Annotated in this window: 14 protein-coding genes; 7 read left to right on the top strand and 7 right to left on the bottom strand. The window is 46.4% G+C overall.

Annotation, left to right across the window (positions count from 1 at the left end; all coding sequences use genetic code 11):
• Window positions 1-5: 5 nt before the first annotated feature.
• The 7 genes from RT717_RS11480 to trmB all read left to right on the top strand — a co-directional run bounded on the left by RT717_RS11480 (window position 6) and on the right by trmB (window position 6,587).
• Window positions 6-1,649, top strand: coding sequence for a hypothetical protein (locus RT717_RS11480; protein ID WP_317491879.1), 1,644 nt, complete (start codon window positions 6-8; stop codon window positions 1,647-1,649).
• A 147-nt stretch (window positions 1,650-1,796) separates the two neighbouring features.
• On the top strand, window positions 1,797-2,606 hold the full coding sequence (locus RT717_RS11475; RefSeq protein ID WP_317491878.1) for an SPOR domain-containing protein: 810 nt from the start codon (window positions 1,797-1,799) through the stop codon (window positions 2,604-2,606).
• 8 nt (window positions 2,607-2,614) lie between these two features.
• A complete protein-coding gene (locus tag RT717_RS11470; protein WP_317491877.1) occupies window positions 2,615-3,280 on the top strand; it encodes a MotA/TolQ/ExbB proton channel family protein in 666 nt (221 codons plus the stop codon).
• Between the two features lie 10 nt (window positions 3,281-3,290).
• A complete protein-coding gene (locus tag RT717_RS11465) occupies window positions 3,291-3,680 on the top strand; it encodes an ExbD/TolR family protein (RefSeq protein WP_317491876.1) in 390 nt (129 codons plus the stop codon).
• A gap of 3 nt (window positions 3,681-3,683) precedes the next feature.
• A complete protein-coding gene (locus RT717_RS11460) occupies window positions 3,684-4,628 on the top strand; it encodes a hypothetical protein (protein WP_317491875.1) in 945 nt (314 codons plus the stop codon).
• A 7-nt stretch (window positions 4,629-4,635) separates the two neighbouring features.
• Window positions 4,636-5,928, top strand: a complete 1,293-nt coding sequence (locus RT717_RS11455) for a bifunctional folylpolyglutamate synthase/dihydrofolate synthase (RefSeq protein WP_317491874.1) — start codon at window positions 4,636-4,638, stop codon at window positions 5,926-5,928.
• 2 nt (window positions 5,929-5,930) lie between these two features.
• Window positions 5,931-6,587, top strand: a complete 657-nt coding sequence (gene trmB, locus RT717_RS11450; RefSeq protein ID WP_317491873.1) for a tRNA (guanosine(46)-N7)-methyltransferase TrmB — start codon at window positions 5,931-5,933, stop codon at window positions 6,585-6,587.
• A 17-nt stretch (window positions 6,588-6,604) separates the two neighbouring features.
• Here the strand turns inward: trmB and RT717_RS11445 are convergent, their stop codons facing one another.
• From RT717_RS11445 to RT717_RS11415, 7 genes are all read right to left on the bottom strand, one after another.
• Window positions 6,605-7,207 (bottom strand): N-(5'-phosphoribosyl)anthranilate isomerase, encoded by a 603-nt coding sequence (locus RT717_RS11445; RefSeq protein WP_317491872.1) that lies wholly within the window; start codon window positions 7,205-7,207, stop codon window positions 6,605-6,607.
• Between the two features lie 16 nt (window positions 7,208-7,223).
• Window positions 7,224-7,580 (bottom strand): HepT-like ribonuclease domain-containing protein, encoded by a 357-nt coding sequence (locus RT717_RS11440; protein ID WP_317491871.1) that lies wholly within the window; start codon window positions 7,578-7,580, stop codon window positions 7,224-7,226.
• On the bottom strand, window positions 7,573-7,863 hold the full coding sequence (locus RT717_RS11435) for a nucleotidyltransferase family protein (RefSeq protein WP_317491870.1): 291 nt from the start codon (window positions 7,861-7,863) through the stop codon (window positions 7,573-7,575). The genes RT717_RS11440 and RT717_RS11435 overlap by 8 nt, the downstream gene beginning before the upstream one ends.
• Window positions 7,864-7,943: 80 nt before the next feature.
• Complete coding sequence (locus RT717_RS11430; protein WP_317491869.1) at window positions 7,944-10,628, bottom strand: CHAT domain-containing tetratricopeptide repeat protein; 2,685 nt, start codon at window positions 10,626-10,628, stop codon at window positions 7,944-7,946.
• Window positions 10,629-11,579, bottom strand: a complete 951-nt coding sequence (locus RT717_RS11425; RefSeq protein ID WP_317491868.1) for a hypothetical protein — start codon at window positions 11,577-11,579, stop codon at window positions 10,629-10,631.
• A gap of 315 nt (window positions 11,580-11,894) precedes the next feature.
• Window positions 11,895-12,635 (bottom strand): hypothetical protein, encoded by a 741-nt coding sequence (locus RT717_RS11420; RefSeq protein ID WP_317491867.1) that lies wholly within the window; start codon window positions 12,633-12,635, stop codon window positions 11,895-11,897.
• Window positions 12,636-12,646: 11 nt separating this feature from the next.
• Window positions 12,647-13,240, bottom strand: coding sequence for a class I SAM-dependent methyltransferase (locus tag RT717_RS11415; RefSeq protein ID WP_317491866.1), 594 nt, complete (start codon window positions 13,238-13,240; stop codon window positions 12,647-12,649).
• Window positions 13,241-13,429 lie beyond the last annotated feature (189 nt).

Genomic DNA, 13,429 nt, shown 5'->3' with positions numbered 1-13,429 from the left:
CGAAAATGTATAAAAGCTTACTGTTCTGCATTTGTCTTTTGATGAGCCTGCCCGCTTGGTCACAGGAGCAGTGGGAAGAAGCCGGGGAAATACAGGAAGCAGAAGTAGTGATAGAAAAGGACAGGGAGATAGTATTGCCTTTTCAGCCAAGAAGTTTTGAAAAGATACCTCCTGCAGCCATTGAAACGGGCGGTATCAAGCAGGAATACGTTTTTCCAGCCCTCGACGTAACGGTTCCGCCTACTACCGTCGACATCAAGGCGTTGAAGCTTCAGTCTGAGCCTCTGGAAAAGTATTATGGTAACCTGGTGAAGCTTGGTTATGGCAACTACAACTCTCCGCTGGGCGAGCTTTATCTCTACAACAAGAGAAATAAGCAGTACCTGGCCGGTTTTCAGGCAAAACACCTCTCATTTGGCAAAGGCCCTGTTGACGGAAAGAACAGCGCATCAGGGGAGACGCTTCTGAAAGGAGAGGCGAGCTACTTTGGCGATGGGTTTACAGCCTCAGGAGATGCCTACTACAAGCTTTCACGCTTTAATTTTTATGGGTACGATCCATCAGTTTCAGTTACTGAGGGAGAAGATAGCCTGAAGAGGAACTTCAATAAGTATGGGGTGTCGGTAAATATCGATAATTCATCGTCGGAGTCTGATATCAGTATTTCCGGGGGCCTTGCCTACAATGGACAAAGTGATAATCTGGACATCTCGGAAAACTGGGTAAAAGTGAATGCGGATCTTTCCATGGAACTGCAAAGTGCGCTAACCGGGCATGTGGGCGTTTTTGCTGACTTGATAAGTTACAAAGATTCTCTGAGCACCAGCAGGCAAAGAATTGGACTTGAGCCATCTGTGGTGTACACTGGTGACAACTACCAGGTATCTGCTGGCATTCGGTATTTGTATCAGTCCGACTCACTGGTGCCTGCGTCGCAGCTATACCCCGTTTTGAAAGGTAAATACCAATTCGGCAAACTCTTTGGCATTTTTGGCGAATTGTCAGGAAACAGCCAGTTGAACACATGGCAAAGCATGACTGACCGTAACCCTTATTTAGCCACTGGGGTCGACATTCACAACTCCAACAACATATTGAACCTCGGGCTGGGAGCACAGGGAAACCTGGCCTTCATGAGCTACAAGGCAGGCCTTTCACAGAAGGTCTTCAAGCAATTTGGCGTCTTTCTCAATTCGCCCGACGACCCGTCGAAGTTTATTCTGGCCTACGATACAGCCAATTTCAAAGTATTGGATTTGTACCTGGCCAGCGACTTTTACATAGGAAGCTCGCTCAATTTGGGCCTGCAAGTCAATTATTACAATTACCAGTCCGGCACATTTGAGGAAGCATGGCATATGCCGGGTTACAGAATAGCATTTAACGGAAGCTTTCTTGCCTTTAACAAAATGAGAACAAAGGCTGGCTTGGCCTACCTTGGAGGGATAAAAGCCTATGACTGGAATTTAGGACAATCCAAAGAATTGAAAGCAGCGACTGATATTTACATTGATCTTGATTATTTGCTATCTGAAAGAGCAACCATATTTCTTCAGTTTCACAATTTAGCCAACCAGCAATACCAATTACTTTCAAATTATCCGGTAAGGGGGCTTACTTTCAAAGCAGGTTTTTCTTATTCATTCTAAGGTGTTCTTAAATTATTCCAAAAAAGTTTCTTTATTTGCGGCTAGGAATTTTTTCATTAAAACATAAGAAATTTCTATTTTACGGAATTGTTACTTCAACTGAGCTGAGCTTATAACGAATCTAAAGTACTCTCAACCTCTTAATAAATGGCTAAAAGCAAAGCAAACAAAGACAAGGAAGAACAGAGTGGTTCAAACGCACCTCAGGATGATGAGGACTTCGGCCTTCCGGAACTTGAATATGAAGCACTGGATGACGATGAAGACGAAGCTGAGGACGAATCTTCCAGCGAAACTCCAACTGAAGAACCCAGCCCGGTTTTTGATGAGCCAGAAACTCCTTCTTTTCAGGAAGATGATAGCCAGGTAAGTTCAATTTTTGACGTTGAGGAGCCAAGCCACGAGGAGATTTCCAATGTATTTGGGGGAACTCCACCACCATCGTTCAAACAACAGGCGTATCAGGAAGCAAATGACAGTGGCGACTCGGCCAAGAGCTTCACCAGAATTATTATCATAGGGGCGGTAGCCTTTGTTCTTATTGGTTTTGCGTTTTTGTACTGGCATCATAAAGATGACGACAAGAAGGTAGTTGCCAAAGCAACGCCAAAAGTGGAGAAAGCGGAGCCTAAACCTGTTGAACCAAAGCCAGAACCTGTTAAAGAAGAGCCCGTAGTGAAGAAGCCAGTTAACACAACCGGCGAAGTAGTTACACTAACTGAGAGAACCGGTCGTTCTTATGTAATAGTAGGTAGCTTTTTCGATGGAGACTTGGCCGATGACTATGGTAAGAAGCTGGCAAAAGAGGGGTTGAACTCAACCGTTATTAAGCCGTTCGGGAAATCAAGGTTTTACAGAGTAAGTATTTCCGATTTCGACACTTATCAGGAAGCAGCGGATGAAGCCGAAAAAGCTAAGTCAACCTATGGAGGTGAAGTTTGGGCTTTAAGGTATTGATATAACATATGATGTTACTGCAAATTGACACCGCTGATATTGCTGTTGAAGATCAGTCGGTCACTCTTATAGATTTGATGTTAAAAGGGGGATTCTGGATGATCCCCATTTTATTATTGTCCGTTGTAGCCGTTATCATTTTCGTGGAGCGGTTTCTTACGTTGAGGAAGGCAGGCGAAACCCCTGACCACTTTACAGACGACATCAGAGCCAAAGTATTGGCTGGCGATGTAAATGGTGCCAAAATGATTTGCGCCCAAACTGGCACGCCTGTTGCCAGAATGATAGAGAAGGGCCTTTCCCGCCTTGGAAGTCCGTTGAAAAACATTGAGGTGTCTATCGAGAACGTGGGCAAAATAGAGATTTACAAGCTGGAAAAAAACCTGGGTGTTTTAGCGACAATATCAGGGGCTGCTCCAATGATTGGTTTCCTTGGTACGGTAACGGGTATGATACAGGCTTTCATCGCCATTGCGCAGGAAGAAGGTTCTGTTAGTCCAAAGTTGCTTTCATCGGGCATCTACGAAGCCATGGTGACTACGGCGGCCGGCCTCACGGTAGGTATTATAGCTTATCTAGGTTATAACTACCTGGTGACCAGAATGCAGAAGGTCATTCATAGAATGGAATACAGTGCTATCGAGTTCATCGACCTGCTACAGGAGCCTAAATAACCACTGAAGCATGGATCTACGTCCAAAAAATAAGATTGATGCATCATTCAGCATGAGTTCGATGACCGACATCGTCTTCCTTTTGCTGATATTCTTTATGCTCACAGCCACGTTTGTTACGCCTTCTGGCTTGCCGGTCAATTTGCCTTCGAGCAAAAGCTCCACCATTGTGCTGCAAAAAGTGAGTGTCACCATTAGCAGCGATTTGCGTTACTATGTAAACGACAAGCTGGTGAACCGGAACAACCTGGAAATGGTTTTAAGGAATGAACTGGCTGGCAAAGAGGGAGTGGTAGTGCTGCATGTTGACAAATCTGTTCCTACGGAGCACCTGGTTTATGTGGCAGGCATAGCGACCGCTTTGGAGGCCAAAGTATCGATAGCGACAAAACCGAATTAAGTAATGGAGTTTCAGAGCAAAGAAGAAAAGAAAAATGAAAGAATAGGCACGGCGGTCTCTCTGGGCGTCCATGCACTACTTTTGTTGATTTTCGCTTTTCTTTTGGCCTGGAAAGAACCCAATCCACCCATTCCTGAGTATGGCATAGAATTAAACTTTGGACTGGATAGTCAGGGGTCTGGCGCTGTTCAGCCAGAATCTACCGTAGAGCAAAGCGAAAGCACATCGGATGCCGAAGAGGTCAATGAAGACGTTCCTGAAGAGACACAGACAGAAGAGACGGAGCCGGTAGAGGATACGGCTGAGCCAGAAGTAGTGGAGGAATCAACCAATGCACCAGAGGAGCCGGTAGTTACGCAAAATGTAGCCAGCCCTGATGTGCGCAAAGAGGAGCCGGTCAAAACGCCGGTGACCACGCCTAAGAAAGAAGAAGAGAAGCCGAAGGAGGTGAAAAAGGAAACCAAGCCTGTAGTGGCAGAAACAAAACCAACTCCGGTAGAAACCAAGAAAGAACCCACAGAAAAGCCTGCTGAGAAACCATCAGGGGGGGTAGCTTCCGATAAAGTAGTGGCCGCCAACAGCCAAGGCGATAACACAGCTGCTACAGGTGATAAAGGAAGCAAGGAAGGAACTGTCGATGCCCGTGCCCTGTATGGAACGCCGGGTGGTGGAGGTGGCGCTGCTCTCGATATGGCAGGCTGGGCGTGGGAGGAGATTCCTAAACCAAATGATACTTCCAACGAGAGCGGGCGAATAGTCTTTGAAATCACTGTTGACGACGCTGGTGAAGTAATTGGAGTCAAAGTTTTGGAGCGAGGTGTGAGTGCTGCCGTGGCAGCAGTTTATCAGAGAGAGGTGGAAGGCCTCTACTTCAAAAGGAACCCACCGAACAGTCCTGCTCCCCCGAGATCGACAGGCAGAATCACTTTTATCATCAAATCTCGCTAAATAGCCAATGACGTACCAGGCAACGCTGGACTACCTCTACGGTAGTCTTCCGATGTTTCAGCGGGTGGGGAAAGTGGCCATCAAAAAGGATCTCACCAATACTTTGGCGCTGTGTAATGCGCTCGACAATCCCCACAACAAATTCAAATCAGTTCACATTGCCGGCACAAACGGAAAGGGCACGAGTGCTCATTCTATTGCAGCCATTTTGCAGGCTGCTGGTTACAAAACTGGCTTGTATACCTCACCTCACCTAAAGAACTTCACCGAACGCATCAGGGTCAATGGAGAAGAGATGCCCGAGGATAAAGTGGTGGCTTTTGTAGAAAGAATGAAGCCGGTATTGGAGCAGGTAAAGCCAAGCTTTTTTGAAACCACGGTGGCCATGGCGTTCGATCATTTTGCGTCAGAACAGGTCGATATAGCTGTGGTAGAAGTGGGCCTCGGTGGGAGACTCGACTCAACGAATGTGATCAACCCACTGGTGTCGCTGATTACCTCTATTAGCTACGATCACATGGACCTGCTGGGCGACACTTTGGAGGAAATAGCGGGAGAAAAGGCTGGAATTATTAAGAAAAATACGCCTGTGGTGGTCGGAGGTTATTACGGGTCATTGGATGCAGTGTTTATTGAGAAGGCAAAAAAGGAAAACAGCCCGATCGTCATTGCCAGGAACGGATATAAGGTTGAAAATAAGGAGTATAGCTTGTTTTCAAGAGTGGTTTCGGTAGCTAAAACTGGCGGTTCTGATCCGATGACATTGAACCTTGACCTAACAGGCCGGTATTACCTCAAAAACCTCCCCGGGATTCTCAGTGTCGTTGATGTGCTGCGCACGAGAGGATTTGACATTTCCGATGAAGCCGTAGCAAAAGGACTCAGCAATGTGAAGAGGCTGACGGGCCTGAAAGGTCGCTGGCAGGTGCTGCAACAGCAGCCGCTGATGATATGCGATGTAGGCCACAATGAAGAGGGTATGAGGGAGTTGTTCGAACAACTCAGCGAGAACATCCATGGACAACTGCACATCGTTTTCGGGGTGGTAAGCGATAAGGACAGGTCGAAGCTATGGAGTGTTTTGCCTAAGGATGCCTACTACTATTTCACTGCTGCCAGCATTCCCAGAGCACTGCCCGCTGAACGGCTTTATGAGGAAGCAAAAGCGGAGGGGTATGTTGGGGAAGTGGTGAGCGATGTGAATGAAGGAATTGGCCTGGCAAGCAAAAAAGCGGGAGCAAACGATGTCGTTTTTGTGGGGGGGAGTACTTTTGTCGTAGCAGAAATAGATCAGTTGTAGTAGTGAGAAACAAAACGGACAGGTACAAGCAGAACCGTGAAAGCAGGAATGTGCTGGAAGAAGGGAAGCCACTTTTTGAGACGATAAAGGGAAAGTGGAACACAGGGTTTTTCGATGACGACTTACCGCTTGTGGTAGAGCTTGGCTGTGGCAGAGGAGAATATTCTGTAGGATTGGCGGAGCGGTTCAGTGAAAAAAACTTTATCGGTGTCGATATAAAGGGAGACAGGATTTGGAAGGGAAGCCAGCGGGCACAAGCGCTTGGACTCACCAATGTGGGGTTTTTGCGCACGCAAATTCAAATGATTGACAATTTTTTTGAAGCAGGGGAGGTGTCGGCCATTTGGATTACTTTTCCCGACCCTAGACCGAAAGACAGAGACGAAAAGCGAAGGCTTACGTCGCCCAGGTTTCTGGATATGTACAAAGCCATGTTGAAGAAAGATGGTTGGGTGTATTTTAAAACCGACAGCACACCACTCTTTCAATACACCCTGGACTTGTTGAGAGAGAAATATGCCATCAAAGATATGGAGTATACCTTTGACCTTTACCAGTCTGATCTTTGGGAAGAGCACTACGGCATCAAAACCAAGTATGAGCTGATTTTTACGGAGAAAGGCGAGACCATCAAGTACATGAAGTTTCGCTTTGTCTGAGCCCCTGCCGGGGCTTTTCAATCGTCTGTTTCGAGAGCTTCCAGCATATCGGCCAGCTCATCATAGTCTTTGAAGCCAGGCTTAACTTCCTGGCTTCCTTTTAGCGCAAATCCATTCACTTCCTTGGTAGCCAAAAGACCTTCTGTCTGATCTGGATTGACGTCGTAACCCACCAGCAGGGCTAAGTCTGACCTTGCACTAACTACTTGCTTAACGGTTAACTGATCATTAAGCTCAGCAAAAATATACGCTACTGCCGGGGTGTTTTTGGCCACAGTCATGGCCGTGTTAAGGCTTGCTTCTGTGGTGGCCTTTATGATAAAAGTTAAGTCTGTGTGTTTCAGTGATTCCAACAGGGATAAATCAGTTATTTCCAGACAATCAAGCTCATATTGAACCAGTTGTGCCCTGATGTCTTCTTCCGAAAGCCCATGTGCTTCACCCACCAGCTTTACGCCAGCCACCCAGCCGGTTATTTCCTGAAACTTACGTGGATTGATGTATTCTGGGCTTGCCGGGTTGATATCAAAGCCGAGCATATCCACACCCATGCCAGCACAATACCTTGCATCACTCAAGTTGGTAACACTTCCCACTTTTACTATTGCTTTTAATGCCATTAAGTTGCTTCCTTTTTTACTTCGTGTCGTTTCTGGTTTCGTCAATAAGGCCCTCTATGCTATCGATTAGCACCTGTAGATGTTGCTCAATGATCGACCAAACAATTTCATAGTCTACCCCAAAGTATTCGTGAACAATACGATTGCGGAAGCCTCTTAACCTATCCCATTCGATATATGGGTTGTTTATCTTAAAGTCTTTGTCAATTCGACTCGACGCCTCGCCAATGATCTCAAAATTACGAATCACAGCGTCGATCGTTTTGTCATCATTAATGAAGGCTTCATATGACAAGCCCCCGGTATACTTTTTGATTTTTAAAGCCGATTCCAGAATATCTTCCAGAAGAAAGAGAAGATCACGGCTAGACATAGATCAAATCGGGTTTGATTTTTTCGAAGTACTTTTCTTTTATGCCGTTTCTTGACACCACATCAACTGTAAAGCCGACCAATTCCTCGATTTCATTGGCCAGGTCAATAAATCTTATGCCAATCTTATCGTTGAATTCGATTAATATATCAAGGTCACTGTCAGCTACCTGTTCATTTCTTGAATAAGAACCAAAGACCGCCATCGATTGTATGGGGTACTTGTTGAACAAGTATTGCCTATTTTTCCCAAGAGTAAGTTTGATGTCTTCGAGCGATTTCATGGCGCCGGATAGTATTGATTCTCTGCTATCCCAAAATTAGCAATTCACTACCAATTGGAACAAAATAACTGCTGCTATTGTCACAAACCTACCAAAATAAACGGGGCCCAGTAGTACGGATCCTGGTAATTTTCAGAGTTGAGCAGGCTTAATTTTGCCTTTCGGAGGTCGTCAGCAAACAGGTTATTGTCAGAATGATAGAGGTGTTGTTTATAAAACTCAATCATCAGAGACGCTGTCGAAGCATCGGCTACCTGCCACAATGAAACGATCAGGTTTTTGGCTCCGGCGTACATCAGTGCCCTGCTCAAGCCAATGATGCCCTCACCACGGGTAACTTTGCCGAGACCTGTTTCGCAAGCCGAAAGATTGACCAAATCGGCATTGATACCGAGGCTGTAGATCTCTCCGGAATAAAGGCTGCCGTCTTCATCATTTCCTGGCGAGAGGAAAATCCTCGAAAGCTCTGGCTTGGCCTCATTCACCATGCCGTGGGTGGCAAAATGCAGAAATTTGTACTGTCCCAGTTGATCTGACTTAACGAAGCTCTCCGAAGCGGAAGCACTCAACATAAGGTTTGCCTCCTGGTCGGATCCGGTAAATAGAAACTTGATCTCCTTCACTTCTTTTTCCGTGTCTGGCAGTGTCTGCATGACCACTTCATTCTTTTCGAAGGAAAGCGGCGCTGATAATAAAATGCCATTCCCGGGGCTGGATGACTCACTGGCGATTCGTTCAGCAAGAAGTGTGGCTGAGTAGTCATACGAAATGACTTTTTCACTAATGAGGTAGTTGATGGTGCCGTCCTTGTCACGACCGGTTACCAACGACTCGAATGGTACAGCGCTAATCGGACCATCGGGGAGTACGACAAGCGAACTGATAGAGGCAGGTAGTGTGGGGATAAGCTGTTCGTACAGCGCTTCAGACGCTTTTTGGAACACTTCCTGCTGCCTGTATTTGATGGCGTTCCTCAGCCCGACAATGTTCCTGGCGAAATTAGCGTCTTTCTTGATGGTGGTGGCATTAAGCCGGTTGCTTGTGACGAGAAAGACATATACATTCTCTTCACCTATGAAATAGGAGAGGATGCCTTGACTCTCACTCAAAAGTGGTTGCAATGTTTCAACTGAGGCCAGGGTATTGCTGTATTTGAGCTTGAAATATTCCGGGTACTGATCTTCCAGCTTTTCAATAAAGCTTCTCAGGGCAGATTCAAAGGCGAAAAGCTCAGCCTCAAGCTCTTCTTCTTTTTCAGCCGAAAGTTTGCCTCCTGCCAACTTTTGTTCGATGAAAATGATCTGGTCCTTCAGGCTGTCTTCCAGCGCCAGCTCCTCATCTGGGATACCGGCAAAGTGCTTGGCTTTGGCGTCGTTGATGGCGTCGAGAAGCACAGCTGACTTGCTTCTTTCACAGAAATTGAAAGCCAGCTTTTGGTAGTATTGCTTCTTAAATGTTCGCTCGCTCAGGTAGAGTGCAGTACTAATGCCATTTTCATACACTTCATAGGCAACAGCACCAAGTCGGAGCTTGTCAGCCTCATTTAAACGAATCTGGCGAATGCTTGTGATTAATTCATCACAGGCAACGTAGGCAGCAAGTGCCCCGTCAATGTCCCGTAGCTTCAGTGTTTTTTCAAAATGCAGCGCCTCCATGTTCTTGGCCTTTGATTGCAGCGAGGAAAGAAGAATGTCGGCGTTATAGTAGTCTCTCAGCTCAGGCAGGTCGTAAATGGTCTGATAATTCTGGGAGTAGAGATTCGCATAAATAGATTTTTGAAAGCTCTCTACTGCCAGCTCAAACTTATTCTGTTTTTGGTAAATGGATCCTATGAGAAAATAGGTGTTGGCTATTTCCGGATGCTTTTCTCCATAAAGGTTTTGGTACATTTGCAGCGCAACTCTCTGGAATGCCAGTGCTTCTTCAAGCGATCCCTTCATTTCGGTCAACCGCCCCTTGTTGCTGGTGGTAAAGGCCTTGTTGGGGTGGTCGCCTGTGTAGGTGGCATTCCAAATATTCATGACCTGGTCGAGGTAAGTTATTGCCTTGTCGTAACTTCCCTGGTTAGCGGTGGCAAAGGCCAGGTTGCTATATCCGCTGGCTACTTTGGGGTGGTTTTCACCAAGATTGTCCTTGTAAATAGCCAGGGCCTTGTTAAAATAGTCGACAGCAAAGGCGGGGAGGTCTTGCAAATAAATAAGCCCGATGTTGTTGTAGGAGTCTGCAAGCAACACCGCCTTGCCTGCGCCCGCCGATTGGCGAATGCTTAGTGCCTTTTCGTGGTATTGCAGGGCCAGCTCCCGGTTACCGTTGTTCCAGTACACCACGCCCAGGTCGTTGTAACATTTTGCTTGTTCAAGGCTATTGGCAGGCAGTAACTTTTCCGCCTTAAGAAGTTCTTCGAGCGCCAGGTCATTTCTTCCGGATCTAAGGTAAATATCGCCGAGGATATTCAGGGAGATGGCCCTGAGGTTGCCAGACCCTTTAATAATCTCCGCCAGCTCGTTGCTCTGAACTATGGCCTGAGCCCACTGTGGCTCGCCCAGGGCCAGCTGGCATTCGGCCATCCGGAGTTGGCAAACTGCAGCCTTTTCATTTTGGTTGGCTTTGAAAAAACTGGCAGCGGCTTGTTCGAAATGATCGTAGGCCGCTGAGTAGTTAGCGTTGATTTGCTCGTTTTCTGCCTGCTCCATCAAAGCTTCTTGTGCCTGGGCAGCAATATTAATAAACAGAAAAAGCCAGAATAATTGGTTGCTTAGTTTCATTTAGAATTTATAAATCAATGAAACATTGTTTACATACTCTCTCGACAGTCCATCTGGATTGGTGTGTCGCTTTACCAACCGGAAACCATTGATCATTTTGAGGCCAAGTCTGGTGTTGAATTGATAGCCACCGCTTATCAGGAGTGTCAGCGCCAGGCCCTCCGAGCCATCAATGATTTTGTCTTTATAGCCAACTACCTGGTCGCCTTCCAGTACCGGAATGTTAATTACATCTTTATTAAGTCTGTAGATAGGCAGAAGACCAGTGCTGAAGTTGAAGTTCGTGAACCTGAAGTTGCGCTCTACCCTGAACATGATGTCAGTGCCTCTCACAAGCGACCTTGCCTGTGTGTACTCTAACGCCTTTTTTTCCAACGGATCGCCTATCCAGTCGCTCCAAAGAAAGGTGCTGTTGATTTGTCCGAAAGGGCGTTGAATACCTGTTGCCAGCAGCCATTTTGAAGTAATAAAAGAGATGCCCGCCACAGCGTCGTAGGTGCCGAGTCCGGTCTGGTTGTACATGGGCAGAGATTGCCCCTCGGTATTCTTAATATTAGAGTCCCCTGTTGGGATCTTTGATCCAACCGTTGCATTTATCTGAAATGCTTCTCTGGTAATGAGGTTGCGGGTAAGGGCGAGACTAAGATCGCCGATGCCCTTTGTGTTGGCCAGGGCGCCGTCGACGAAAACGTAAGGCACCTTCAACTGAACCGTGGTTTTGCTATTGAGGCCTACATTCACATCAGCCACATAGTTGTACACCACGTCCTTGAACCGTGTCAGTCCCACGTAGTGAGTGAACTCAATCGACCTGAGTTTTACCTGGATGCGTCGATTATAGCCCTGGTCTGGTTTCATGGCACCCATGGTGCAAAACCCGGCATCGCTGCACCCCTGGGAGTAGGAAAAGCTGGTGATGATCAGCGCAAAAAATAGAAGTATGTATCTCATAGAACGAGAAGTTATGTCTACGAATTGGTTGAGTAAACTAAGTGAAAAAAAATGTCCGTGCTAATGGAATGACCAAAATTCAAAGATAAGCCTTTTGCCTGCATCTTCTAAAAGAAAAATTGTCAGCGATAATGTTCAGAAGACTAAATGACCTGGTTTGAAGGATTGAATATTGGTACTGAAGTGCTGACCACCTGTTAATGAGAGAACTACCGTTCATTGGTGTGATAAGGCAGGTAATCAGCTAATTTGATACAGAAGGAGGCCAGCCGATTGCAAGGCCGTCTGCATAGTTTTGTCAGTATTACCCACTCACTACCTCAAATAAGCGTTGGGCACATTTTCCGGTTTGTAGTCGATGCCATAAGCCCTTTGGAGCAGCCAGGTCACGGTAGCCGATGTGGTGGTTTCGTCTCGGTGCATTTGGGGAAGGAGGCCCATCATCGCATAGCTGATCGGATTGACCGAAGGAATAAGTGTTTCCCAGGGGTAGCCTTTTCCCCAGATGATGCCCTGCAAGGTAATATGCAAATCGGCACCGTTTTCAAGACAAAAGTCGAGCATCTCAGCGGATTGGTTATTGTTCTGATTCACCGTGTGGAATATGGGCGTCTGTCCGCCAAAGCCATGCTTATCAACGCCGGCTTTAGCATTGACGTCAGCGCCATTCTCAACCAGCACACCAGCGCATGCCACATGATTGAACTCGGCGCAGACATGAAGAAGTGTGGCTTCAAAAAGAGGGGTATAGGCACACCTCAGACTATACTTTTTAGAAATCAATGCAGGTTGGGTCGCTACCTCACTGGCAAGTGTCTCGGCATCATCGAGCAGAACAGCCAGTAATGCCTTGTCTTCGAAGACCAGCCCGGCATCAACAAAGGCCTGCACGCATGCTTTGAACCGGGGACTTCGGGTATATTCGCTTGTGAGCTCGTAGATGAGGGGTTCATCCCGGAAAAGGTCGTTAGGGCTGGCTCCTTCTTGAAAGCACTTTTTGATTCCTTCAATCAAGTGGAGTTCAATTTGGGTGATGATGTCTTTTAAGGGCTTCATTGTGAATGGATTCAGGTTCTTTGAGCAATCACGTAAACGTGTTTCTCGGGATATTGATCCAACTCCAGGTGCACACATTGGCAATTGTTTTCTGCGATCATCCGAAGGTTTTCAGTGATACCGATTGTGCTGTAGTAGAAAGTGTCATTTCTCCATTGGTTTTCGTGCTCGCCGTAGTCGTTACCAAACGAATAGATGAGTATGCCATCGCTATTTAACATTGCACAAAGTTTGGCAACTACGGGTGCTTGTGATTTGAACGGCAGGTGAAATATGCTGTCCCAGGCAACAATAAAGTCAAATTTTGATGGTGACTGCCACTTGCAAATATCATCGTTAATAAAATTAACCTCCGGGTGATTGGCCCTGCCAATTTCAATCATTTGGGCCGACACGTCTAATCCGATTATACTAAAGCCACTGGCAAGCAGCTCTTTCGTTATTCTTCCGCCACTGCCGCAGCCGACATCGAGAGCGGTTGTTTTGTGGGAACAATAGCTAATCGCCCTTTTGATTTGATCCACGCCGTAGTTGGAGGCTAGGTGCCCGTCGTGCCACCATTGGGCGATTTTATCATATTTTGCGCCTAAAACCTTTGGATCCATATAAGCCGTTGTTTCAGAAAATCTGCCTGGTGAAGTGAGAAATGTGAAGTAACTAATTTATTAAAAACGATGCAGAGCGTGGAACATAAAGTTTTTCCCAAAAACTTATCGTAATTTTGCACCACAAGCGAACCATTTCCGTTCGCTTCGTCTTTTTGAGGGACGTCCTCAGAGGCTTAATCGATGTAA

It is taken from the genome of Imperialibacter roseus, assembly GCF_032999765.1.
In the GTDB taxonomy this organism is placed as follows: Bacteria; Bacteroidota; Bacteroidia; order Cytophagales; family Cyclobacteriaceae; genus Imperialibacter; species Imperialibacter roseus.
The sequence above is the reverse complement of the archived record's forward strand: the minus strand, read 5'-3'. Positions and strand labels throughout refer to the sequence as shown.